23 protein-coding genes are annotated in these 22774 nt (G+C 72.7%); 10 read left to right on the top strand and 13 right to left on the bottom strand.

The genetic code is table 11. The features are described 5' to 3' along the window. Position 1: 1 nt before the first annotated feature. On the bottom strand, positions 2–1249 hold the full coding sequence (locus HPS36_RS01840; protein WP_173228290.1) for a pyridoxal-phosphate dependent enzyme: 1248 nt from the start codon (positions 1247–1249) through the stop codon (positions 2–4). Between the two features lie 48 nt (positions 1250–1297). Continuing rightward, on the bottom strand, positions 1298–1750 hold the full coding sequence (locus tag HPS36_RS01835; RefSeq protein WP_173228289.1) for a hypothetical protein: 453 nt from the start codon (positions 1748–1750) through the stop codon (positions 1298–1300). Between the two features lie 255 nt (positions 1751–2005). Here HPS36_RS01835 and HPS36_RS01830 point away from each other — a divergent pair, with 255 nt between their 5' ends. Continuing rightward, positions 2006–3328: an NAD(P)/FAD-dependent oxidoreductase gene (locus HPS36_RS01830; RefSeq protein ID WP_173228288.1), complete on the top strand. Its 1323-nt coding sequence runs from the start codon at positions 2006–2008 to the stop codon at positions 3326–3328. Positions 3329–3398: 70 nt separating this feature from the next. Here the strand turns inward: HPS36_RS01830 and HPS36_RS01825 are convergent, their stop codons facing one another. The 8 genes from HPS36_RS01825 to HPS36_RS01790 all read right to left on the bottom strand — a co-directional run bounded on the left by HPS36_RS01825 (position 3399) and on the right by HPS36_RS01790 (position 9862). Further along, on the bottom strand, positions 3399–3581 hold the full coding sequence (locus HPS36_RS01825) for a hypothetical protein (RefSeq protein ID WP_173228287.1): 183 nt from the start codon (positions 3579–3581) through the stop codon (positions 3399–3401). Positions 3582–3645: 64 nt separating this feature from the next. Next, positions 3646–4800: a thiamine pyrophosphate-dependent dehydrogenase E1 component subunit alpha gene (locus HPS36_RS01820; protein WP_173228286.1), complete on the bottom strand. Its 1155-nt coding sequence runs from the start codon at positions 4798–4800 to the stop codon at positions 3646–3648. Between the two features lie 52 nt (positions 4801–4852). Next, positions 4853–5305: a hypothetical protein gene (locus tag HPS36_RS01815; protein WP_173228285.1), complete on the bottom strand. Its 453-nt coding sequence runs from the start codon at positions 5303–5305 to the stop codon at positions 4853–4855. A gap of 87 nt (positions 5306–5392) precedes the next feature. Next, a complete protein-coding gene (locus HPS36_RS01810) occupies positions 5393–6766 on the bottom strand; it encodes a hypothetical protein (RefSeq protein WP_173228284.1) in 1374 nt (457 codons plus the stop codon). A gap of 72 nt (positions 6767–6838) precedes the next feature. After that, positions 6839–7879 carry an NAD(P)-dependent alcohol dehydrogenase gene (locus tag HPS36_RS01805; RefSeq protein WP_173228283.1) on the bottom strand — a complete coding sequence of 347 codons (1041 nt, stop codon included), beginning with the start codon at positions 7877–7879 and terminating at the stop codon, positions 6839–6841. Positions 7880–7969: 90 nt separating this feature from the next. After that, on the bottom strand, positions 7970–8770 hold the full coding sequence (locus HPS36_RS01800) for a metallophosphoesterase (RefSeq protein WP_173228282.1): 801 nt from the start codon (positions 8768–8770) through the stop codon (positions 7970–7972). After that, entirely contained in the window at positions 8767–9498 is a 732-nt protein-coding gene (locus HPS36_RS01795; protein WP_173228281.1) for a J domain-containing protein, read from the bottom strand. The genes HPS36_RS01800 and HPS36_RS01795 overlap by 4 nt, the downstream gene beginning before the upstream one ends. Positions 9499–9604: 106 nt before the next feature. Then, a complete protein-coding gene (locus HPS36_RS01790) occupies positions 9605–9862 on the bottom strand; it encodes an MTH865 family protein (protein WP_053772327.1) in 258 nt (85 codons plus the stop codon). A 139-nt stretch (positions 9863–10001) separates the two neighbouring features. On the opposite strand from HPS36_RS01790, the gene HPS36_RS01785 reads away from it, so the two are divergent. Next, positions 10002–11060 carry a M42 family metallopeptidase gene (locus HPS36_RS01785; protein WP_137715434.1) on the top strand — a complete coding sequence of 353 codons (1059 nt, stop codon included), beginning with the start codon at positions 10002–10004 and terminating at the stop codon, positions 11058–11060. Between the two features lie 27 nt (positions 11061–11087). Here HPS36_RS01785 and HPS36_RS01780 read toward each other — a convergent pair whose 3' ends face one another. Further along, positions 11088–12389, bottom strand: a complete 1302-nt coding sequence (locus HPS36_RS01780) for an MFS transporter (RefSeq protein ID WP_173228280.1) — start codon at positions 12387–12389, stop codon at positions 11088–11090. 185 nt (positions 12390–12574) lie between these two features. Here HPS36_RS01780 and HPS36_RS01775 point away from each other — a divergent pair, with 185 nt between their 5' ends. Next, the gene (locus HPS36_RS01775; RefSeq protein ID WP_173228279.1) at positions 12575–13459 is read left to right on the top strand and encodes a substrate-binding domain-containing protein; all 885 of its coding nucleotides are present in this window, start codon (positions 12575–12577) and stop codon (positions 13457–13459) included. Between the two features lie 47 nt (positions 13460–13506). After that, positions 13507–14568, top strand: a complete 1062-nt coding sequence (locus HPS36_RS01770; RefSeq protein WP_173228278.1) for a hypothetical protein — start codon at positions 13507–13509, stop codon at positions 14566–14568. A gap of 22 nt (positions 14569–14590) precedes the next feature. On the opposite strand, the gene purH is transcribed toward HPS36_RS01770, so the two are convergent. Beyond that, complete coding sequence (purH, locus tag HPS36_RS01765; RefSeq protein ID WP_173228277.1) at positions 14591–16195, bottom strand: bifunctional phosphoribosylaminoimidazolecarboxamide formyltransferase/IMP cyclohydrolase; 1605 nt, start codon at positions 16193–16195, stop codon at positions 14591–14593. A 167-nt stretch (positions 16196–16362) separates the two neighbouring features. On the opposite strand from purH, the gene purB reads away from it, so the two are divergent. The 6 genes from purB (at position 16363) to HPS36_RS01735 (ending at position 22201) form a co-directional block, all read left to right on the top strand. After that, entirely contained in the window at positions 16363–17835 is a 1473-nt protein-coding gene (purB, locus tag HPS36_RS01760) for an adenylosuccinate lyase (RefSeq protein ID WP_173228276.1), read from the top strand. Positions 17836–17879: 44 nt separating this feature from the next. Further along, complete coding sequence (locus HPS36_RS01755) at positions 17880–18215, top strand: zinc ribbon domain-containing protein (RefSeq protein ID WP_173228275.1); 336 nt, start codon at positions 17880–17882, stop codon at positions 18213–18215. A 70-nt stretch (positions 18216–18285) separates the two neighbouring features. Then, positions 18286–19140, top strand: a complete 855-nt coding sequence (locus tag HPS36_RS01750) for a sensor domain-containing protein (RefSeq protein WP_173228274.1) — start codon at positions 18286–18288, stop codon at positions 19138–19140. A 42-nt stretch (positions 19141–19182) separates the two neighbouring features. Next, positions 19183–19860, top strand: a complete 678-nt coding sequence (locus HPS36_RS01745) for a hypothetical protein (protein WP_173228273.1) — start codon at positions 19183–19185, stop codon at positions 19858–19860. Further along, the gene (locus tag HPS36_RS01740; RefSeq protein ID WP_173228272.1) at positions 19861–20538 is read left to right on the top strand and encodes a metal-dependent hydrolase; all 678 of its coding nucleotides are present in this window, start codon (positions 19861–19863) and stop codon (positions 20536–20538) included. It abuts the gene before it with no gap. Between the two features lie 85 nt (positions 20539–20623). Beyond that, positions 20624–22201: a phytoene desaturase family protein gene (locus tag HPS36_RS01735; protein WP_173228271.1), complete on the top strand. Its 1578-nt coding sequence runs from the start codon at positions 20624–20626 to the stop codon at positions 22199–22201. Positions 22202–22225: 24 nt separating this feature from the next. Here the strand turns inward: HPS36_RS01735 and HPS36_RS01730 are convergent, their stop codons facing one another. After that, positions 22226–22762, bottom strand: a complete 537-nt coding sequence (locus HPS36_RS01730; protein ID WP_173228270.1) for a PAS domain-containing protein — start codon at positions 22760–22762, stop codon at positions 22226–22228. Positions 22763–22774 lie beyond the last annotated feature (12 nt).

The raw sequence follows: 22774 nt of genomic DNA, 5'->3' as shown, positions 1-22774 counted from the left end.
TCTAGATCCCCTGTCCCATCAGGTGGCTGCGGAGCACGTCGGGCGTCTTCAGCCCGGCGTCGCTGTTGAGCAGCACGACGGTCTCGTCGCCGTCGAAGAAGCCCTCCTCGGCGAGCGCCCACGCGCCGGCGGGGGCCGCGCCGCCCGTCGCGCCCATCTCGACGACCTCGTTCTGCGCCACGGCGACCGCGCTCGCGAGGATGTCGTCGTCGTCGACGCCGACCGCGGTCCCGCCGCTCTCGGTGACCGCCGCGACGGCCGCGGCGCCGCCGGCGGGGTCCGGGATCTCCAGTTCGCCGCAGATGGTGTCGGGCGTCCCCCACGGCTCCGGCTCGTCGAGGCCGCGCTCGACGGCGGCCGCGATCGGGGCGCAGCCCGCCGCCTGCGCCGCGACGACCTTCGGGGTACCGTCGATCGCGCCTATCCGGTCGAGCTCAGCGAACCCCTTGTACACGCCGGCGACGACCTCGCCGGAGCCGGTCGGGACGACGACGACGTCCGGGGCGTCGCCGAGGTCGGCGACGAGCTCGAACGCGACCGTCTTGGCGCCCTCGTGGCGGTAGGGGGTGACGAACTCGCCGAGGTCGGTGTACTCGGTCTCCAGCTGCTCGTCGACCGCCTCGGCGGCGTCCGGGAAGCGCCCGCCGACCACGCGCATCTCCCCGCCGTGGACGTTCGCCATCGACTTGTTCGAGAACGCGCAGCGGGAGGGGACGAACGCGTACGAGCGCAGGTCCGCCCGGCCCGCGTACGCCGCCATCGACTGCCCGGCGTTGCCGGGGCTCGCGCAGACGAGCGGCTCCACGTCGGCGCCGTCGGCCGCCCGCCTCGCGACCGCCGTCATCGCGAGCGAGAGCCCGCGGTCGAGGACGGTCCCCGTCGGGTTCCGCCCCTCGTCTTTGACGTACACCGCCTCCACGTCCAGCTCGTCCGCGAGCCGGTCGGTCGCCACGAGCGGCGTGGCGCCCTCGCCGGCGGTGAGCGCCGCCTCGGCCGGGAACGGGAGCAGCGCGTCGAACCGCCAGTGGCCGCGGGCGGTCGCGGGCGCGGCCCGGGCGTCGCCGCTCCCCCCGCGGGCGGCGGGGTCGAACAGGTCGTCCGGGCCGACCGCGTCGTAGTCGTAGACGGGGTCGAGGCCGCGCGCCCGCTCGTCGCCGTCGATCGCCGCCGCGTCGGCGGTCTCGTGGACGCGTCCCGACGCCCGACTCTCCAGCCCGCGAAACGCCGGCGTGGTCTCGGAATAAGCCATACCGATCCTTGCGGCGGCGGCGACTAATCGCTTCGCACTCGGGGGCGATTACTCGGGGGTGAACCGGACCGTCGCCGTCCGGTCGGCCCGCTCGCGGCGGTCGCGGACGGTCTCGACCAGCCGCCGCACGCGGTCCGGCTCCGTCTCGAGCGCCTCGGCGGTCGCCTCTCGGTCCATGTCGAACCAGCCGTACAGCACGACGATCCGCGCCTCGTGGGGCGGGAACAGCGACGCGGCGACGAGGTCGCCCGCGAGCGCGCCCACGTCGACCCGCTGGAACCCGTTCCCGAACCGCCGGTAGAGGTCGGGGTCGAGCTCGCCGAGCGGCACCCGGCTGCGCTCCTCGTCGGCGGGAACGTCGACCCGGTTCAGGAAGTCGGAGGGGAACGTGCCGAACTTCGGGTTCTCCGCCTCGTCGACGTAGCCGAAGGTCCGGTCCGGTCGGTCGATCGGCGTCGCGACCGCGCCGTAGTGGAGCCAGCGGTCGTCGGACCCGCTCACGGCACCCTCCCCGTCGATGCGGTCGCCGCGCGGCGAGCGGTTCTCAGCGGGCGAGACGTCCGGGTCGCCGCCGAGCCCGTCTCGGGGACGGCGAGACCGCCTCCGAACGGCGCCTCGGGGCACATACCGTCCGATCCGCGCAGGGGGTTTTCAAACCGATCCCGGGGTTATCACTCGTGATTCCAGCCAGTTCGGAGCGACGCCCGCGACCCGAACCCGCCGCCGCTTATAATCCCGCGACCCGATACCCCGAGTATGAACGGAGACGCCAGGGTCGTCGGCGGCGGGCTCGCGGGGCTCGTCGCGGCGGCGCGGCTCGCCGAGGCGGGCGCGGACGTGACGCTGTACGAGCGACGGCCCGATGTCGGCGGGCGCGTGCGGACGGAGACGGTCGACGGGTTCACGCTTGACCGGGGCTTCCAGGTCCTCTTCTCCAGCTACCCCGCGGTCGCGCGCGAACTCGGACCGGACGGGCTCGACGACCTCGACCTGCGGAGGTTCGCGCCCGGCGCGACGATCTGTCGGCCCGGCTCGCGCTCGGTCCTCGGCGACCCGCTCCGCGACCCGCGGTCCGCGGTCCCCTCGCTTTTGAACGACGAGGTCTCCGTCTCCGACAAGCTCCGGACGCTCGCGCTCCGGTACGACCTCGCTAACCGCGACGAGGACGACTTCTTCGCCGGCCCCGACGCCTCGATCCGCGAGTACCTCCGCGACTGGGGGTTCGCCGACGATTACGTCGAGAACTTCGTCGAGCCGTTCTACGGCGGGATCACCCTCGACCGCACGCTGTCGACCTCGAAGCACGTGTTCGAGTACACGTTCCGCGCGATGGGCCGCGGGTCGATCGGCGTCCCCGCCGAGGGGATGGCCGCGCTCCCCGCCGCGCTCGCCGACCGCGCCCGCGAGGCGGGCGTCGAGATCCGGACCGGCGAGGACGTGGAGGCGGTCAGAATCGCCGGACAGGGCCGGATCCCGTTCCGGAGCGGTGCGGCCGACGCCGAGGGCGCCACCGTCGAGCTCGCGGACGGGTCGACCCGCGAGGCGGACGCGGTCGTCGTCGCGACCTCGCCGCCCGAGGCGCGGCGGCTCACCGGCGTCGAGTCGGTCCCGACAGAGGGCGTGCCGAACACGACCGGCTGGTACGCGCTCCCCGCGGGCGAGTCGTTCGAGACGGGGAAACGGATCCTGCTCAACGCCGCGGACGAGTCGCCGAACGCCGTGGTCCCGATGTCGGAGGTCGCGCCCGAGTACGCCCCGGGCGACCGCGCGCTGCTCGCCGCGACGTTCCTCGGCGAGGAGGCCTTGGAGCGCGACAACGAGGCCCTCCGCGCGGACGTGCGTGACGCGCTGGAGGCGTGGATCCCGGACCGCGAGTTCGAGGGGTTGGAGACGCTCGACGTCCACCGGATCCGGTTCGCCCAGTTCGCGCAGCCTCCGGGTGTCCACGCGGACCTCCCCGACGCCGACGACCCGGAGGGGCCGGTGACGCTCGCCGGTGACTACACCGAGTGGTCGTCGATCCAGGGCGCGCTGGAGAGCGGGCGGGCTGCGGCCGCGGCGGCGGCGGAGCACCTGTAGGCGGTTCCGGCACCGTCGCCCCGGCGGCCCGCCTACCGCGGTTCCGCCACCGGGGCGTGCCCGACGCGGCTCACGGCAGCGCGCCGGACCGCCGTCCCCGAACGATTCCGTACCCGACGAGCGCGGCGAGGACGGCCACCCCCACCGCGATCTCCCTCGCGTACCGGAATCCGATCCCGAACTGGAGGAGCGCGTTCGTCGCCAGCAGGAGGAGGATCGCGTCGAGGCGGGTCCGGAGGGCGGCGTCGTTCATGCGGACGGAACTCGGCGGCCGACCGATAGTGCTGGCGGTCCGCGGACCGACCGTCCTCGCCGTCTCACTCCTCCCGCAGGAACGCGCCCTCGCCGTGCTCCTCGACGGCGGCGAGGAGGTCGTCGCGCTGGCGGCGTATCTCGGGCGGGAGGTCGGCGTACGCGTGGTCGAACATCTCGCTCGGGTCGGGCGCGACGGACTCCGCGAAGTCGATGGCGTCGGCGACGACCTCGTCGGCCTCGTCGCGTATCGCCGCGACGCCCTCGTCGTCGATCCGCCCGGTCTCGCGGAGGAACGCCTCCGTGCGGTCGAGCGGGTCGAGCGCGCGCCACGGGTCCACGTCGTCGGGGTCGCGGTAGGCGCTCGGGTCGTCGGCGGTCGTGTGCGCGCCGAAGCGGTACTCGACGAACTCGATGAGGACGGGGCGCGACTCGTCGCCGTCGGCGTCGTCCGTCCCGCCTCGCGCGCGCTCGGCGGCCTCCCGCGTGACCGCGTAGCTCGCGAGCGGGTCCATCCCGTCGACGCGGACGCCGTCGAACCCGTAGGCGGTCGCCTTTTGGGCGAACGTGTCGCTCGCGGTCTGTCGCGACTCGGGGATCGAGATGGCCCAGCCGTTGTTGTGACAGCAGAACAGCGTCGGCGTGTCGAAGACGCCCGCGAAGTTCATCGCCTCGTGGAAGTCGCCCTCGCTGGTCGCGCCGTCGCCGAAGTGCGCGGCCACGACGCGGTCCTCGTCGCGGTGGTCGAACGCCCACGCGGCGCCGACCGCGTGCGGGAGGTGGGCCGCGATGCCGATGTTCAGCGGGAAGACGTTGCCCGCCGCGATCGCCTCCGTCCCGGACTCGTGGCCCATCCAGTAGGGGAGGTACTCGCCGAGGAGGTCGCGGACGACGACCGCGCCGTGCTCGCGGTACTGGTAGCTGATCAGGTCGTCGGCCGCGAGCGCGTGCGTCGAGCCGACCGCCGACCCCTCCTGGCCCGCGCAGGGCGCGTACGTCCCGATGCGGCCCTGCCGCTGAAGACTTACCGCGCGCTCGTCGAACCGGCGGGTGACGACCAGGTCGCGGTAGATCGCGCGGAACTCCTCGTCCGAGAGGTCCGGGACCGTCGCGTCCGGCAGGGGGCTGCCGTCCGGCCCGAGCACGCGGTAGAGGTCCTCGTCGGCGAGGGGGTCGGTCGCGTCGCCGCCGTCGGACGCGCCGGCGCCGTTCTCGTCCATGCGCGATCGGTGTGCGCCCACGTCACAAGGAGTTAGCGGTCGCGGCGGCGCGTCACCCACCCGCGTACCGCCGACGGACGAAGATCATCGGCGGGCCGATCAGCGTTCCGGCGAGCGTCGTCAGCGCGAACACGAGGCCGACGAGGAGCGGCGCGGGGCCGGCGGCCAGCAGGTCGACGCTCCAGACGACGAGGAACCACGCGGTCCAGACGACCCCGGTGAGGAGGGCCGTGAGCGCCCCGTACCCGATCCCGGCGGGATACGTGTACGTCGCCCGGCGCTCGACGAGGGCCCACCAGACCACGCCGCCGACGAGGAGCGCCGGCGCCGCGAGGAGCGGCACCGGGAACGACTCGGGGAGCCCGACCACCTGCGCGAAGACGCGCAGGACGGTCGACAGGACCAGCGCCGTGACCGCGCCGCAGCCGAACGCGTAGACGCCGGCGAGGACCGACCACCGCCGCGAGGCACCGGGCTCGGACGCGGACGAGATCGGAGAGGCCATACTCGAATGTCACGGAGGCGAAGTAAAGTCCTTCCCGTGGGTGAAGCGTCGACTTGTGCCTTCCCGGCGGCGCGTCCGCGCCGCCGCTCACGCGACCCCGATCGCGAGTTCGAACGGGTACGCCCCGTGTTCGCTCGGCGTCTGTCCGGGCACGTTCCACGAGACGTTGAACAGGCCGCGGCTCACGTACGTCCCCGCGGGGAGGTCCGCCGGGACGGCGTACGTCGCGACCATCTCCTCGCCCGCGTCGAGCGACTCCAGCGCCTGTCCGTCGCTGCCGCTCGGGCGCGGCCCCTCGACGCCCTCGGTCTCGACGATTTCCAGCAAGCGGCGCTCGCCGTCGTGGAAGGTCCAGAGCGCGCTCGGCAGCGCGCCCCGGCTCGTGAACGTGTACGGCCCCTCGGCCTCGCCGGCGGCGTTCTCCGGGGCCGGCGCGACCGTCAGCGCGAACTCGCGGGGCGCGTCCTCGGCCGCCGCGACCGCGACCGACACCGGGACGCGGTCGTACAGCGGCTCGCCGACGATGACGCTGTACACGGTCCCGTTTATCCGGTAGTACACCGGCTCGTCGTGCTCGGCGGCGAACGCCGCGTAGGCGTCCGGCACGTCGTCGGCGAAGAGCTGGCTCCGGTCCGGCGTCGGCAGCGCGGGGGCGCGGTGCTCCGACGCCAGCGCGCGCTCGAAGAAGGTCACCAGTTCGGGGTCGAGCACCGACTCGTCGACGACCGGCCGGTCCCACATGTCCCCGTCGGTCAGCTCCCGGGCCGTGATCGCGTACGGCGGATCCTCGTGCTCGACGGCCGTGCGGATCCGGGAGACGCCCCTCCCGTCTTCGAGGTAGTCGTACTCGTCGAGGAAGTCGTCGACCGGCTCGGGGCGGACGCACCGTCGGTACTCGCCGCGGGCCACGTTCGGACCGTACGCCGTCAGGGCGTTCACGAACGTCTCGACGGCCGCGGCGCCGAGGTCGTCGCCCTGACCCGCCTCGCGGAGGACGCGGTCCTCGTCGTATCCCTCTGCCGTCGCGTCCGCGAGCGCCGCGGTGAACGTCGGGAGCGACGGGTCGAACGCGTAGCGCGTCCCGTCGATCTCGACGTACGGCTTCAGTTCGCCGCGGTCGTAGACGCGGAACCCGTCGACCGCGGCCAACAGCGCGTCGCTCGGGTCGTCGGTCTCGAACCCGCCGTCGCGCGCCGCGGCCAGCGGCTCGCGCAGCGCGTCGGGGATCTCCGACTGCGGGACCACGTGGTTGGGGTCGATTCCGCGGGTCGGCGACGGCTCGTAGGCGGTGACGACGTGGGGGACCGTCCGCAGTTCGACGTCGAGCGATCCGGTCGAACCGTCGTCGTCGTCCGTTCCGTCCGTTCCGTTCGTCGCCGGCCCCGTGCCGGTCTCGCCGACGCACCCCGAGAGGGCGACGGCTGAGCCGCCGAGGGCCGAGAGGAGGGCTCTGCGGTCCATGCTCGGGAGCTTCGAGACGAATAACAAAAATCTTCGGTGGGTCGCGGCCCGCGGCGCGGCCAGTTGACCGGCTCAGGGCGTGATGACGGCGCGGCCGTCGATCTCGCGGTGTTCGAGCTTCTCGGCGACCGCGTTGACCTCGCCGAGGTCGTACCGGCTGGTGTGGAGGTCCACGTCGCCCTGCTCGACGAGCGCGACGAGCTCCTGGAGCTCGGCGTACCGGCCGACGATGTTGCCGACGAAGGAGAACTCGCCGTTCACCAGCGCCTGCGACGGCTCGTGGACGTGGCCGCCGTAGCCGATAATGTGGTGGTCGCCGCCGGCGGCGGTGATCTCGGGGGCGTAGGCGGTCGTCACGTCCTCGCCGACGAAGTCGAGGACCTGCGCCGCGCCGGTGCCGTCCGTGATCCCCTCGATTTCGGCCGCCACGTCCTCCTCGCTCGGGTTGATCAGGTAGTCGGCGCCGTAGCTGTCCGCGAGGTTGAGCGCCGACTCCTTGAGGTCGACCGCGGTGATCCGGGCCGCGCTCATCGCGTCGAGGCACTGGAGGCCGATGTGGCCGAGCCCGCCGACGCCGATGACGACCGCGTGGTCGCCCGGGTTCAGGTCGCCGACCGCCTTCTTCGCGGCGTGGTACGCGGTGATCCCCGCGTCGGCGTGGGGCGCGATGTCGATCGGTTCGACGCCCGACGGGAGCGGGATCACCGAGCGCTCGCTGGTGTGGAGGTACTCGGCGAAGCCGCCGTCGGTCGTGAGCCCGTTGAACGCGTCGTTCTCGCAGTACATCGTCTCGCCGAGCCGACAGGGGCGACACGTCCCGCAGGTCTGGACCGGGTGGCAGATCACCGGGTCGCCCGGCGAGACGAGGTCGACGTTGTCCCCCGTCTCGACCACGGTGCCGGCGTTCTCGTGCCCGAGGGTCATGGGCAGCTCCTGCGGGACGTACTCGGCCCACATCCCCTCGATGATGTGGTTGTCCGTCTGACACCACCCCGCCCCCTCGACCTCGACGATCACGTCGTCCGGACCGCTCGCCGTCGGGCGGTCGACCTCGTCGATCGTCAGTCCCTCGCTCATGTCGTCCGTGTACTCGTGGAGTCTCGCGGCTTCCATGCGTGAGAAACTCACGCGGAATTCACATAAACGTTCGTCGCAGACCTCGCGGGCGCAGCGGTGTCGCACGTCGATCCACCCGGCAAGGGGTCACAGCAGCCGGTCGAACTCGCCGAGCGGCGGGAACCGAAGCGCGCTCTCTGCGCCGTCAGCGGCGTCGGCGTCGGGGTCGTACACGACCGGCGCGAGCGCGGCCGCGTCGGTGACGAGCGGGGAGTCGAGCCCGGACCGGACCGCGTCGTTGACCGGGACGCCCGCCGCCAGGCGCGTGAACGCGGGCACCACGAGGAGGTCGGCGCCGCGGTAGGTCCCGGAGCCGGCGAGGAAACAGGGGCGCCGGTCGCCCTCGATCTCGATCGTCGGGTGGACGTGGCCGATCACGTAGCGGTTGGGGGGCGTCGACGCGCGGTCGGCCGCGGGCGCCTCGTGACCGTGGCGGACGACGGTGCGCGGCGGGCCGGCGGGGTCGCCGTCGGAGCCGTCGCCCCCGGTCAGGACCAGTTCCTCGCTGACCGGTCCGTCCCACGCGTCGGCGAGCGCGGCGTCGTGGTTGCCGGCGACGAGTTCGAGGGTCGCGCCGCTCGCCTCGCAGCGGTCGCGGAGCGCGTTCAGGGTCCCGCGGGCCCTGTCGGTCACCCGGTCGAAGGTGTGGACCGCGTCGCCCGCGACAACGACCGTTCCGGGGTCGAACCGGTCGAGCAACGCGTCGAGGCGGTCGACGAGGTCCCTGCGCTCGCCGAGGGGGAGCGAGACGGCCGAGGCCTCCCCGCGGCCGACGTGGAGGTCGGCGACGACGAGCGCGTCGTGGGCGCGGAGGTAGACCGCTCGCTCCGCGAACGCGGCGTCGGCGAACGCGGTCGGGCCCGCGGCGCCGGGGCGTCGGTCGGTCACCGGCCGTACCCGGTCGAGGGCTCGCGGCGCGCGCCGCCGCGGTCCGCCGGCCCGCCGTCGGCGTGGTTGCGGGCGGTCGCGTACGCCTCGCGGACGCGGCGGAACGACTCCTCGTCGCCGCCCTGATCGGGATGGGTCTCCTTGACGCGCTCGCGGTAGGCGCCCTTCACCGCGTCGAGGTCGGCGTCGCGGTCGAGGCCCAGCTCGTCGAAGGCGTCGCCGACGGGGTCGGGCCGGCCGGCGGCCCCGGTCGCGGCCCCGAACCGGTCGCCGCCGAAGCGCCCGGCGCGCCCCGCGCTCGACCCGGCGGACTCGCCGGTCGCCCAGTCGGGCTCGTCGACGTCGAACGGGAGCCGGCGACCGAGCCCGCGGCCCGGCATCTCGTGCTCGCAGAGGACGGTGTAGACGCCCTCGCCCTCCAGCCGGAAGTAGTCGTGCGCGTCGAAGGTGATGGCGACGCCGCGCTTGGGGAGGTAGAAGGGGACCGTCACCTCGTCGATCGCGTGGTCCTCGGCGAAGCGCTCGCCCGCCGCCTCCAGGTACGTCCGGATCTCGCGGCGGCGGCGCTCGTCGCCCGCGGCGCCGCGGCGCCCCGTCGACGCGGCCGGGGCCGGCGCGAACCGGTCCCCGAGGTAGAACGCGAGCGCGACGAGCGCGGTGGCGACGACCCCGAGGCCGACCCCCCAGAGGACCCACCGCGGCACCAGCGTCGTGAGATCGGCGAACACACCCGCCGTAGCGGCTCCGCGGTAATCAACCTCCCGCCGGGGCGGCGGCTACGGGGCGGGAGCGGTGCGCGCGGTGCGGTGAGAAGAGCGGTTCCGTGAGGCCGACTCAGATCATGCCCTTCGACTCGAGCCCGTCGAGGATGTCGTCGACGAGCTCCTCGGCGGTGTCGTAGGGGAACTCCTGTTCGCTGCCGAGCTTCGCGGCCATCTCCATCGCGGTGAAGCTCACGTCGCCGGCCTCGAACTTCGTCGCCGGGCCGTCCGGCAGCGCCGGGACGAGGTCCATCTGGTTCTGGACGGGGAAGTCGGCGCCGCCGAAGGCCTCTAAGAACTGTTCGCGGAGTTCCGCTTTCACGTCGCTCATACTCATCCCATCCCGCGAGCGCCCGCAAAAGGGTTGCGGAACAACGATAAACATATTTACGGTTGAATACCCGTCGCCGAAGGGCGACGGTCGTGCCGGATCCTGCGGACCTTTGTCGCTGGCGCGGCCACGTGCCGACATGCCACGCGAGTTCGACTTCGAGTTCGACCTGCTCCGAGAGCTGACCGAGGCCCGCGGCGTGCCCGGCTACGAGGACGACGTGCGCGAGATCGTCCGCCGCGAGTTCGCCGAGAGCGTCGACCGCGTCCGGACGGACGCGATGGGCAACGTCGTCGGCACGGTCGAGGGCGACTCGGACTACTCGGTCGCCGTCGCCGCCCACATGGACGAGATCGGGTTCATGGTCCGTCACGTCACCGACGAGGGGTTCGTCCAGGTCGACCCGCTCGGCGGGTTCGACGCCCGGGTGCTGCGCGCGCAGCGCGTCACCGTCCACGGCGACGAGGACCTGACGGGCGTCATCGGCTCGGTCCCGCCGCACACGCTCACGGAGGAGCAACGGGAGAAGGACGACGAGGTGAAAGACGTCTTCATCGACCTCGGCCGCGACGCCGAGGCGGTGGAGGAGGCGGTGAGCGTCGGCGACCTCGTCACCCTCGACCAGACCACGACGCGGATGGGCGACCGGGTCACCGGGAAGGCGCTCGACGACCGGATCTGCGTGTTCGCGATGCTGGAGGCCGCCCGGCGGATCGAGGACCCGGACGTGACGATTCACTTCGCGGCGACGGTCCAGGAGGAGGTCGGCCTTCGGGGCGCGCGGGCGCTCGGCGTCGACATCGACCCGGACCTCGCGGTCGCCCTAGACGTGACCGTCGCCAACGACGTGCCGCAGGTCGGCGACCCCGCGGACGCCGTCACCGAACTCGGCGAGGGGACGGCGGTGAAGCTGAAGGACTCCTCGGTGATCACCAGCCCGAAGGTCCACGCCCGGCTCACCGAGGTGGCCGAAGGCGAGGGGATCGACCACCAGCACGAGGTGCTACCCGCGGGCGGCACCGACACCGCGGGGTTCCAGAACACGGCGGGCGCGAAGCCCGTCGGTGCCGTCTCGATCCCGACGCGGTACCTCCACACCGTCACGGAGACCGCGGACGGCGGCGACGTCGAGGCGACGATCGACCTGCTGACGGCCTTCTTGGAGTCCGAGACCGGCGAGCACGATTACACCCTGTAAGCCCGCTGGGCGCCGCGCCGGCGCGGGTCAGTCGTCGCTCGGGACGGCCGGCCCCGGGTCGCTTGCCGCGCGGTGGGCCCCCCGCGCCTGCCACGCGAAGCCGACCGTCGCGAACGCGATGAACCCGGCCGCGAGCAGGAACCCGGTCTCCGTGCTCGTCCCGTCCATCGTGACGCCGACCAGCACCGGCCCGACGACCTGGCCGACCTTCCACGAGACGGACCGGAGGCTCATCGCGCTGGCGACGGAGTCGTACGCCTCGCCCTCGCTGACGAACAGCGACATGCTCGCCGGGAGGCGTATCGAGTCGGCGATCCCGAGGAGGGAGTAGGCGCCGAACAGCGCGAAGAAGGCCCCGCCGAGCGTCTGCGAGTCGCCGAGGTACGAGACGGTGACGGGCGAGAGGGTCCCCTCGAAGTACGCCGCGAGCGGGATGGTCGCGGTGCCGACGCCGTACAGGAGCGCGCCGACGGCGACGAACAGGTACGTGCGCTCGTAGCGGTCGGTGAGGTCGCCGACGAACCCCTGCGTGAGCGCCTTCGTCAGCTTCCCGCCCGCCATGATCCAGCCGATGGCGAACGCCGAGATGCCGAACGTCGTCCGCGCGTAGATGGGGAGGAAGATGATCACCGCCATCTTCCCGACGCTGAACGTGAACCGGAAGAAGACCAAGGCGCGCAGCAATGGGAGCCCGAGCAGCGACCGGAACGTCTCGATCCCCCCCGCGTCCTCGGGATCCTTCCGCCCGCCGGGGTTGTCGCGGAGGAACGCGAACACCAAGGCGAACGCGGCGAGCGTGACGAGCGTCAAGACGAGGTACGTCTCGGAGAACCCGTAGGCGTACAGGAGGTAGCCGCCGACGAGGTCGCCCGCGAGCGACGAGAAGGAGGCGAACTGGTTGTACGAGCCCAGCCACCGCCCCTGCTCGTCGTCCGGGCTGATCTCGCCGATCACGGTCGCGCCCGTGATCCAGAGGACGCTCGCGCCGAGGCCCTGGACCATCCGCACGAGGATGATGTGGACGGAGCTGTCGACCAGCGCGAAGCCGACGAAGACGGCGACGTTGATCAGGAAGCCGCCGAGCAGCCACCGCTTCGCGTTCCCGGTGTCGACCTTCCGCCCCAGCGGCAGGACGATGACCAACTGGACGATCGCGAACGCGGTGCCGAACAGCCCCTCGATGAACCCGGTGGTGCCGAAGAGGTCGGCGTACAGCGCCAGGGCGATGAGGATCGTCGAGTACGCCTGGCTGCGCGCGAACGCGGTCCCGGCGAGCGCCGCGAACTCGCGGTCCCCGAGCAGCCGTACCGAGTTGCCGAACTTCGCCACGGTCGTCTCTGTTTCGAGCCAAGGGGATCCCGAGAAAAAAGCGCCGTCGATCCGGCGGTCCGCGTGGGGTTGTCGGTTCGACGGGACGACGGGGGTCGACCGCACCGGGGCGGACCGCGTTCCCGAACGGAAACAACGACCGGTTACTTCTTACGGAAGTGTAGGCAATTCCGATCACGTCACACATGCGTCGCCGACAGTACCTGCGGGCGCTCGGCCTCGGCGGTGCTGCCTCGCTGGCCGGTTGTACGACCCGGGCCCAGACGCCCTCCGGCGACCGCGGCACGGTGACGCTCGCGACCGCCACGACGGCGTACGACAGCGGGCTGCTCCCCGTCCTGAACCGGGGGTACGCCGACCGGTTCGGGGCGCGGGTGGAGTCGGTGGTTCGGGGGACGGGCGCCTCGCTCCGGACCGCCCGGGACGGCGACTGCGACGCCGTGCTCGTCCACGCCCGCCCGCTGGAAGACGAGTTCCTCCGGGAGGGACACGGCGTCAACCGGCGGCGGGTGATGGTTAACGACTTCCTGGTCGTCGGGCCGCCCGACGACCCCGCGGGCGTCGCAGGAGGCGATCCGGTGGCGGCGCTTGAAGCCGTCGCCGACGCGGGAGCGACGTTCCTCTCGCGCGGCGACCGCTCGGGGACGCACATCCGCGAACGACGGATCTGGGACGAGGCGGGCGTCGACCCCGGCGGCGAGTGGTACCTCGAAACCGGCCAGGGGATGGGCGACACGCTGATCGCCGCCCGGCAGTCGGGCGCGTACACGCTCGTCGACCGCGGCACCTTCCTCGCCGTGGGCGGCGACGGCGCCCTCGCGCGGCACGTCGACCGCGGCATCGACGACCCGCCGCCGCTCCTCCGGAACGAGTACGCCGTCATCCCGGTCAACCCCGCGCGACACGACGCGGCGTACGCGCTCGCCATGTCCTACGTCGGCTACCTCACCGGCCCCGGACAGTCGCGGATCGAGGAGTTCCGGGTCGACGGGGAGCGGGCGTTCCGGCCGCTCGCCCGCTCGGCCGACCCCGCGTTCGACCAGTACGTCCCGAGCGACTGGGACGGGTAGCGTGGAGCCAGAGGATTGAGGTGCCACGGCGGAGTATCCGAGCGCGCATGCCTCCCCGCTCGCGTCGCTCCCTCCTCGCGGCGGTTACGACCGGACTCGCCGGCGGTATCGCCGGCTGTAACGCCCGGATAGGCGGATCGTCGGCGTCGCCCCCTCCGACCCGACTCACCGACATCGACCCGCTCTACGTCGCTGACGGCGTGCCGCTGCCGGACGGCGCGGACCTACTTACCGTCGAGGACCCGACGGGCGGCCGGCTCGCACTGTTTCCGGCGAGGAACCCGGATCTGGACGAGGCGCTTGCCGCGCTGCGGGGCGCCACGCCGGTCGCGGTCGTCGGTCGCAACGCGCAGGCAACGCTCGCGGACATCTGCGCCGGCGACGGTCGCGCCTACGGCCTCGCTGGTGAGAGTTGGGATCCGACGACGCCCGTCGCCGCCGTAGTCCCGTACGGTGAGGTCCTCGCCACGCATGTCTTCGAAGGCGTCGGCGTGCCGGGCGGTCTCCCGGACGCGCTCGACCGCATCTTGAACCCGCCCCACGCAGCCTGCGAGGTAGATCCGGAGCTGCCGGGGTACCCGAACGGGTTCGACGACCGAGGGCGGGCGCTCGGCACCGCGTACGTCCACGGCCGCAACGAGGCGGGACGCTTCACCCGCCGGGACGACCTTCGGATCGCCCCCGGCCCGGACCGCACGCGGGTGGTGCTCTCGATGCGGGGAACAATTCAGGACCGAGGGGATGTCGACAGCAGTGGTGACCGCTACGACGTCGACCGAATTCGGCTGGTCGCGTCGTTCGACGACCCGCTCCACGCGACCGCGCCGCCGACGGGCGAGACCGACGGACTGACGGTTCGACGCGAGGAGGACGGGAGCGACGACGCGGTCGACCACAGGTTCGAGTCCACCAGCGACCGCACGCGCCGTGGCTTCACCGCCTGCCAGCGCTCGCTTTTGACTCCGACCGGGACGCCCGATCCGTTCTCGTACGTCGCCAACGCTCGGTTCAGGTGGCGCGACGCGCGGCTCCTCCGCGAGGACGACCACTGGCATCACCACACGCCGGGGCAGGCCGTTTGGTACCCCGACGGCGGTCCACAGAGTTGAGGCGGCGCAGCGTCGGCGAAGCCTAGTCGTGCCGGAAGCAGCGCGACCCGGTGAACGCCATCGCCATGTCGCGCTCGTCGGCCGCGGCGATCACGTCCTCGTCGTTGACGGAGCCGCCGGGCTGGATGACGGCCTCGATGCCGGCGTCGGCCGCCTCCTCGATCGCGTCCGGGAACGGGAAGAAGGCGTCCGAGGCCATCACGGCGCCCTCGGCGGATTTCCCTTCCGCGTCCTTCTCGGCTTTCATCGCCGCGAGCGTCACGGCGTCGACGCGGGAGACCTGCCCCATGCCGACGCCGACCGTCTCCGTGCCGGTCGCGAAGAGGATGCCGTTCGACTTCACGTGTTTCAGCGTCTTCCACGCGAACAGCATCGTCTCGACCTGCTCGTCGGTCGGCTCGCGCTCGGTGACGACCTCCAGGTCGTCGGCGGTCGGCGACTGGCGGTCGCGCTCTTGGACGAGGCGCCCGCCGACGATGGGCTTCTCCGTGAACCGCTCGGAGAAGCGCTCGTCGCCCTCGCCGAGCGGGCCCACGTCGAGCACCCGGAGGTTTTTCTTCTCGCGGAGCACGTCGAGCGCGCTGTCGGTGTAGCCGGGCGCGACGACGACCTCCTTGAACGAGTCGGCGACGGCGGTCGCCGTGTCGGCGTCGCACTCGCGGTTCAGCGCGACGATGCCGCCGAACGCCGACTTCGCGTCGGTGCGCAGTGCGCGGTCGTACGCGTCGGAGAGGTCCGACCCGACCGCGCAGCCGGCGGGGTTCGTGTGCTTGATCACGGCGGCCGCCGGCTCGTCGAACTCCTTGACGAGGTCGAGCGCGGCGTCGGCGTCGTTGTAGTTGTTGTACCCCATCCCCTTCGCGCCGGGGTTCAGCTGGTCGGCCTCGACGACGCTCGCCTCCTCGCAGCCGTCGTCGACGTAGAGGGCGGCGTCCTGGTGCGGGTTCTCGCCGTAGCGCAGCGAGGCGGACCGCTCCTCGGAGACGAACCGCCGCTCCGGGAAGTCGCCGCCCACGTCGCCGTCGACCGCGACGCCGACCGGCTCGCCGTCGGCGTCCCGCTCGACCGTCACGCGGTCCTCGGCGAACCAGCGGACCGCCCGCGGGTACGCCGTGAACTCGGCCTCGCGGAGGACGCGCGCCTTCAGCGAGTCGGCGTCGTCGTCCTCGTACACCGGGATCGGCTCCTGGGTGACGACCGGGCCGGCGTCGACCTCCTCGGTGACGACGTGGACCGTACACCCGGTCGTCCGGACCCCGGCGTCGAGGACCTGCTCGTGGGCGTCCGCGCCGGGGAACGACGGGAGCAGCGACGGGTGGACGTTCAGCGTCGTCGGGACGGCGTCGAGGAACTCGTCGGTGAGCACGCGCATGTAGCCGTCCAGGCAGACGAGGTCGACGTCGTAGTCCGAGAGCCGCTCGACGATCCGGCGCTCGTGCGACTCGCGCGACTCCCCGTTCTCGCGCCCGACGACCTCGGTCGGGATCCGGCGCTCGGTCGCGGCGCCCAACACGGGCGCCTGCTCGCGGTTCGTCAGGACGACCGACAGCTCCGCCCCGCCAGGCGCGGCGTCGGCGATGTGTCTGAGGTTCCGTCCCCGGTTGCTCGCGAGTCCCGCGATCTTCATACGCGAACGTCCGACCGATCGGGTATATCGATTGCGGTCCGCGCCGCGTGTGTGTACACGATCGGGGATCGGAGAGTGGTTTTGTGGCGGTTCGAGGCGGATTCAGATCCACGTCCGTGCGACACCCTATCGACACGCTTTTGCTGGCTCCGGGGGCAGTCGCGGGCATGACCGACGATGCCATCTCGGGGCTGTCACGGTCGGACCCGCTCGCGGCCGTCTCCCCGCTCGACGGCCGCTACGCCGGCCGAACGGCGCCGCTGTCTCCGTACGCGAGCGAGGCCGCGCTGATGCGCGCCCGGACCCGCGTCGAGGTCGAGTACCTGCTCGCGCTGGGCGCGCTCTCGGCGACGCCGATCGGCTTCGACGAGGCGACCGAGGCGGCGCTCCGCGGAATCTACCGGGAGTTCTCCGCCGAGGACGCCCGCCTGATCAAGGACTTGGAGACCGAGGGCGCGGAGGGGTACGACGCGACCAACCACGACGTGAAGGCGGTCGAGTACTTCCTCCGCGTCCGGCTGGCCGAGGTCGCGGAGGGCCCCGACGCGCCCCTCGACGACGCCGAGTCGCTGTACCCGTGGATCCACTTCGGGCTCACCAGCGAGGACGTGAACAACCTCGCGCACCGGCTCCTCGTCAAGGACGCGGTGAGCGAGGTGATCGTCCCCGCCGTCCGCGAGGTGCGCGACGCCCTCGCCGATCTGGCCCGCGAACACCGCGACACGCCGATGCTGGCGCGCACCCACGGCCAGCCCGCGACGCCGACCACCTTCGGCAAGGAGATGGCCGTGTACGCCGCCCGGCTGGGCCGCGCGCTCGGGCGGGTCGTCGTCGCGAACGGGGACCTCTCGGGGAAGCTCGCCGGCGCCTCGGGCACCTTCGCGGCCCACGACGCCGCCTATCCCGACGTCGACTGGCGGGCGTTCTCCGCGTCGTTCGTGCGCGGGCTCGACCTCGAACACACCGCGCTCGCAACGCAGGTGAACCCCTGCGACGACCTCGCGGCGCTTTTCGACGCGCTCCGCGGCGTCAACAACGTCCTCCTCGATTTAGACCTCGACGCGTGGCTGTACGTCTCCGACCGCTACCTCGGGCAGGAGGCCGTCGAGGGCGAGACGGGCTCGTCGACGATGCCGCACAAGGTGAACCCGATCGACTTCGAGAACAGCGAGGGGAACCTCTCGAAGGCGAACTCGGACCTCACCTTCCTCGCCGACTACGTGACCGCCTCCCGGCTCCAGCGCGACCTCTCGGACTCCACCGTCAAGCGCAACGTCGGCGCCGCGCTCGCGCACTGCCTGATCGGCTACTCGAAGGCCGCCGACGGGCTCGGCAAGGTCGTCCCGAACGAGGCGGTCATGCGCGAGGAGCTGGACGCGACCCCCGAGGTGATCGGCGAGGCGGTCCAGACGATACTGCGCCGCGAGGGCGACACCGAGGCCTACGAGCGCGTGAAGGCGCTCTCGCGCGGTCGGTCGGTGACGCTCGACGACTTCCGCGAGCTGTTCGACGACCTCGACGTCGACGAGTCGGTCCGCGCGGAGCTGAACGCGCTGACGCCCGCCGGCTACACGGGCGTCGCCGACGCGCTCGCGGACGAACTCGACGACGGGGACGACGAGGACGACGGGTCCGCCTAGCGACGGCACAAGACGTTTACTCCTCGGCCGAGCAGGGGGGACCGATGCCCTCCGAAACCGACGACACGAAGTACTCCGTCTTCGGCGGCGACGAATCGACGGACGAGAGCGAGCGCGGCGACGGCGGGTCGCCCACCGGCCGCGGCGAGGCGGCGACCGGCGACCGACCGCAGTCCCTCGGCGGCGGCGAGGACGGCTGCCCGAAGTGCGGCGGCACCGAGACGGAGACCGACGAGATAGCCACCAGCGGGACGGGACTGACCAAGATGTTCGACGTCCAGAACCGGCGGTTCGTGGTCGTCTCCTGCGCCGACTGCGGCTACTCCGAGCTGTACAAGGGCCAGTCGTCCGGCAACGCGATCGACTTCTTCCTCGGCTGAGCCGGCTCCCCGCGGCGGGCCGACCGCCGTCGAGCGATCGATTTTTGTCGGACGGCGAACCAGTCGGGATATGGTCTCCCTCCGACCGCTGGCAGCCCTCCCGGTCGTCGGCGTCGTCGCCGACGGCCGCACGTATCGCCGCCTGCTGTACCTGCTGATCGCGGTCCCGCTGTGGTTCGTCTACACCGGGTTCGTCACCTTCGCGCTCGCGTTCGGGATCGTCTTCTCGGTCATCCTCGTCGGGGTCGGCGTCCTGATCGCGGCCGTCGTCGCCTCGCGGATCGCCGCCGGGCTCGAACGGTGGCTGGCGAACCGCCTGCTCGGCACCGACTTGGTCGCGGCGGACGACCTCCCCGCCGCCGCGGACGGCGGGTCGTCCGGCGCGGTCGCGACCGTTCGGGCGTACCTGTCGGCGCCGTCGACCTGGCGGGGGCTCGGGTTCGTCTCGCTGAAGTTCTGGGTCACAGTCCTGGCGTTCGCGCCGCTCGCCGTCCTCTCGCGGTCGCTCGCGCTCGTCGCCGCCCCGGCCCGGTACCCCTACGCGCCGCAGTTCGGCGAGGTGAACGGCGAGCCGGCGGTGTGGGCGATCGACACGGCGCCGGAGGCCGCCCTGGCGGCGGGCGTCGGGGTCGTGGGCCTGCTTGTCGGCCTCCACCTGACGAACCTGATCGCGGGCGGCGCCCGGCTGATGGCCGTCGCGCTGCTCGGGGAGAGCGACGAGTCGGACGACGGGGACGACGGCGACCGCCTCACGGTCGATCGCGGCGACGGGGTTCTCGACGAAGCCGACGGCGGCCCCGACGAGACTCACGACGAACCCGGCGACGACCGCGAAGCGGAGTTGGACGAGGGTCTCGACGCTGACGCCGACGGCTTCGAGTTCGACGCGGACACCGCCGACCCCGATCCGGACGACCGCGACTGACCCGCCCGGAGCGCTTATTCGCCTCCGAGCGTCAGGACGGGTATGGCTCCGACGCTCGTGAGCGCGGCCGTGGGGGCGCTGCTCGCGGCCGCGCTGCTGGGCGGCGCGTTCGACCGGCGGGCGGTCGCGGTCGTCGTCGCGGCCGCGGTCGTCCCCTCCCTCGACGCTGCCGCGAGCCTCGTCGTCCCGGGCGCGACGAACGCCCTCCTCCACGCCGTCTGGGCGCCGCTGCTCGTCGGCGCGGCGGTCCACTGGGACACGTCGCTGCGCCCGGCGTCGGCGCTCCGCGACCGGTTCGGTCGCCGCGGCGTGCGGGTCGCGTGGGTCGCGCTCGCGTCGTTCGTCGTCGCCGGGATCGGGTCCGCGCTGTTCGCCGGCGAGGGGGCGGCGCTCCTGTACCCGCTGGAGGACGCGCGCTACGTCGTCCGCGGGCGGCTCGTGCTCTCGACGCAGGAGGGGGTCGTCCAGACGTTCCTCGCGTCCGGCGGCGACGGGTCCGGCGTCCTGCCGCTCCGGACCGCCGGCGGCGCGGTCGCGGACCCCGTCGCCTCGTGGGTCAACCCCGACGGGCGCCCCGGCCTCGACCCGGCCGCCGACCGCGAGTTCCGGTTCATTGACGGCGGGTGGCAGCTGGTCGTCGTCGCCGCGGCGGCCGCGACGCTCGCGGTCCGCTTCCGGCGCGGCGGTGCGGCGACGGGCGGCCCGGAGGTGGCCCGCTGAATGCCCTCCACGGTCGTCCACGCCGGGTTCGCGCTGCTGCTCGCGGCCGGGCTGCTCGGCGCGTACTACGACCGGCGGGCGCTCGCGGTCCTGCTCGTCGTCCTCGTCCTCCCGGAGGCGGACAGCTTCCTCGGGGTGATCATGGAGGGCGCGCACCGCACCGTCGGGCACAACTTCGTCCTCCCCGGCGTCGCCGCGCTGGCGCTGTACTACGACACGCGCGTCCGGGAGCGGTCGCTGGTCCGCGAGCGGCTCTCGGCGCGGTGGGTCGCCGTCGCGTGGGTCGCCCTCTTCGTCCACGCCTTCGCGCACGTCGCGATCGACTGGACCCACCTCGACGGGGTCAACGCCTTCTGGCCGCTCCGCGACCGCTTCTTCCGGCTGGACGGCGAGGTCCTCTACTCGACGGCCGACGGGCTCGTCCAGACGTTCGTGGACGTGCGGATCGACCCGGAGACGGGGAGCCGGACCGTCGACGCGGGCGCGGGCGGCACCAGCGAGTCGGTCCACGTCGACAACCCGGTCCAGCCGCGCGACCCCGACCTCGACGTCGCGGAGCCGGTCGACCGCCGGTTCCCGGTCGCGAACAGCGGGTGGCGGCTCTACCTGATCGGGCTGGGCCTGTTCGCGCTGGGCGCCCGGCGGCTCCAGGGCGACGGCGTCGGAGACGACGCCTGACGGACGCGCTGGATCCGACCGACGGCGACGCCCCTAACATGGTATGACCGCAGGGTAAACGTGGTCGGCCGCTTATCACGACGTAATGTCACCCCAACCGGACGCGGGGCGGTCGGACGCGGGCGAGCCGCTCGCCGGGGAGTCCATCGCGGTCGTCGGCGCCGGCTTCGGCGGCCTCGCCGCGGCCAGCCACCTCGCCGACGCGGGTGCGGACGTGACGCTCTTCGAGCGGAACGACCACCCCGGCGGGTACGCCGGGCGGATCGAGCGCGACGGGTTCCGGATCGACACCGGGCCCTCGTGGTACCTCATGCCGGAGGTGTTCGACCGCTTCTTCGAGCACTTCGGGCGCTCGACCGACGACTACTACGACCTGATCGAACTCGACCCCCTGTACGAGGTGATCTGGAAGGACGGCGACCGCGCGTCGATGCCCGCCGACCGCGAGGGGCAGAAGGCGCTGTTCGAGTCCTACGAGTCGGGCGCGGGGGAGGTCTTAGACGACTACCTCGCGGACGCGGCGGAGGCGTACGAGCTGGGCATGGACCGGTTCGTCTACCCGAGCCGCTCGCGGCTGCGCGACATGGTCGACGCCGACGTGCTCCGGTCCGGCCGCGCGCTCCCGAAGCTCCGGGAGATGGACGACTACGTCGGCGACTACTTCGACAGCGAGAAGCTCCGACAGATCGCGGAGTACAAGCTCGTCTTCCTCGGCGGCTCGCCGTACAACACGCCGGCGATCTACACGCTGATGAGCCACGTCGACATGAACCTCGGCGTCTACCACCCGGTCGGGGGGATCGCGAGCGTCGTGGACGCGATGGCCGACCTCGCCGCGGATCTCGGCGTCTCGATCCGGACGAGCGAGCCGGTGGCCGCGATCGAGCCGTCGGTCCCGAAGTTCACCGTGGAGTCGGCGCCCCGCGAACCGGGCGCGTCGCCCCGCTCGGCCCGCTTCGACCGCGTCGTGGCGAACGCCGCCCCGCCGCACGTCGAGCGCGAGCTCCTCCCCGCGGGGACCGTCGACCGCGAGTCGTACTGGGAGTCGCGGACGTACGCGCCCTCGGCGTACCTCTCTTACATCGGCGTGGAGGGCGAGGTGGACTTGGACCACCACACGCTCGTGTTCCCGACCGACTGGCGGCCGCACTTCGACGCCATCTTCGACGAGCCGGGGTGGCCGGACGACCCGGCGTACTACGTCCACGTCCCCTCGAAGACGGACCCGGAGGCGGCGCCCGAGGGCCACGAGGCCGTCTTCCTGCTCGTGCCGCTGGCCGCCGGGCTGGAGGACGACCCGGAGACCCGCGAGCGGTTCCGCGACCTGGTGTTCGACGACCTCGCCGAGCACGCCGGCGTCGACTTCCGCGACCGGATCGTCTTCGAGGAGACGGCCTGCGTCTCCGACTTCCGGCGGCGGTTCAACGCGCCCCGCGGCACCGCGCTGGCGCTGTCGCACACGCTCGACCAGACCGGGCCGCTCCGGCCGGCGCACCGCGCGCCCGGCGTCGACGGCCTCTACTACGTCGGCGCGTACACGAACCCCGGCATCGGGATGCCGATGTGCCTGCTCAGCGGCGAACACGTCGCCGAGGCGGTCGTCGAGGACGCGACCGGGAGCGGCGCGTTCCCGTCGGTCGTCCCCACGTCGACGCTGCGGTGAGCGGCGTGCGCGGCGGTCGCTCGCTCACTCGACGCCCGCGTCCGACCCCTCGATCGGCCGCGGCTCCTGCGCGGCGACCCAGTGCGTGACCGTGCCCGCGTCGCCGAACAGCGGCCGCAGCGTGACGCGGTTCGCGAACGGGGTACCGTCCCGGCGGCGGTTGCGGAGGTCGACGGTGACCGCCGACCACGTCGACAGCGCCTCGCGGAAGTCCGCACGGGCGTCCGCGTCGGCGTCGGCGCCCTGAAACAGTCGAGGGTTCCGGCCGCGGAGGTCGTCGAGCCGGTAGCCGGTCCGCTCGCGGAACCAGCGGTTGACGTAGACGATCGGGGTGTCGCGGTACGCCGGACCGGTGAGCGTGAGCCCGATCGGCGCGTCGTCGAGCGCCCGGAGTCGGTCGACGAAGCGCGCCTCGCGCTCCGTTCGGTCGTCGGGGTGCTCGACCGGCGTCGGAGTCCTCCCGAGCGCGAGGTCGTACTCGTCGAGAAGCCCCCAGAGCGCGGGCCGGAACGAGCCGCGGTCGGCGTCGATCGCCGCGAGCACGTCGCGTCGGAGCGTCACGGATCCGGTTCG

The organism is Halorubrum salinarum, from assembly GCF_013267195.1.
GTDB lineage: Archaea > Halobacteriota > Halobacteria > Halobacteriales > Haloferacaceae > Halorubrum > Halorubrum salinarum.
The sequence above is the reverse complement of the archived record's forward strand: the minus strand, read 5'-3'. Positions and strand labels throughout refer to the sequence as shown.

What these genes read in the sequence shown, in the direction of transcription:
- HPS36_RS01840 (WP_173228290.1), bottom strand. Translation starts at nt 1,249, where the DNA reads ATGGCTTATTCCGAGACCACGCCGGCGTTTCGCGGGCTGGAGAGTCGG.
- HPS36_RS01830 (WP_173228288.1), top strand. Translation starts at nt 2,006, where the DNA reads ATGAACGGAGACGCCAGGGTCGTCGGCGGCGGGCTCGCGGGGCTCGTC.
- HPS36_RS01825 (WP_173228287.1), bottom strand. Translation starts at nt 3,581, where the DNA reads ATGAACGACGCCGCCCTCCGGACCCGCCTCGACGCGATCCTCCTCCTG.
- HPS36_RS01820 (WP_173228286.1), bottom strand. Translation starts at nt 4,800, where the DNA reads ATGGACGAGAACGGCGCCGGCGCGTCCGACGGCGGCGACGCGACCGAC.
- HPS36_RS01815 (WP_173228285.1), bottom strand. Translation starts at nt 5,305, where the DNA reads ATGGCCTCTCCGATCTCGTCCGCGTCCGAGCCCGGTGCCTCGCGGCGG.
- HPS36_RS01810 (WP_173228284.1), bottom strand. Translation starts at nt 6,766, where the DNA reads ATGGACCGCAGAGCCCTCCTCTCGGCCCTCGGCGGCTCAGCCGTCGCC.
- HPS36_RS01805 (WP_173228283.1), bottom strand. Translation starts at nt 7,879, where the DNA reads ATGGAAGCCGCGAGACTCCACGAGTACACGGACGACATGAGCGAGGGA.
- HPS36_RS01790 (WP_053772327.1), bottom strand. Translation starts at nt 9,862, where the DNA reads ATGAGCGACGTGAAAGCGGAACTCCGCGAACAGTTCTTAGAGGCCTTC.
- HPS36_RS01785 (WP_137715434.1), top strand. Translation starts at nt 10,002, where the DNA reads ATGCCACGCGAGTTCGACTTCGAGTTCGACCTGCTCCGAGAGCTGACC.
- HPS36_RS01775 (WP_173228279.1), top strand. Translation starts at nt 12,575, where the DNA reads ATGCGTCGCCGACAGTACCTGCGGGCGCTCGGCCTCGGCGGTGCTGCC.
- HPS36_RS01770 (WP_173228278.1), top strand. Translation starts at nt 13,507, where the DNA reads ATGCCTCCCCGCTCGCGTCGCTCCCTCCTCGCGGCGGTTACGACCGGA.
- purH (WP_173228277.1), bottom strand. Translation starts at nt 16,195, where the DNA reads ATGAAGATCGCGGGACTCGCGAGCAACCGGGGACGGAACCTCAGACAC.
- purB (WP_173228276.1), top strand. Translation starts at nt 16,363, where the DNA reads ATGACCGACGATGCCATCTCGGGGCTGTCACGGTCGGACCCGCTCGCG.
- HPS36_RS01755 (WP_173228275.1), top strand. Translation starts at nt 17,880, where the DNA reads ATGCCCTCCGAAACCGACGACACGAAGTACTCCGTCTTCGGCGGCGAC.
- HPS36_RS01750 (WP_173228274.1), top strand. Translation starts at nt 18,286, where the DNA reads ATGGTCTCCCTCCGACCGCTGGCAGCCCTCCCGGTCGTCGGCGTCGTC.
- HPS36_RS01745 (WP_173228273.1), top strand. Translation starts at nt 19,183, where the DNA reads ATGGCTCCGACGCTCGTGAGCGCGGCCGTGGGGGCGCTGCTCGCGGCC.
- HPS36_RS01740 (WP_173228272.1), top strand. Translation starts at nt 19,861, where the DNA reads ATGCCCTCCACGGTCGTCCACGCCGGGTTCGCGCTGCTGCTCGCGGCC.
- HPS36_RS01735 (WP_173228271.1), top strand. Translation starts at nt 20,624, where the DNA reads ATGTCACCCCAACCGGACGCGGGGCGGTCGGACGCGGGCGAGCCGCTC.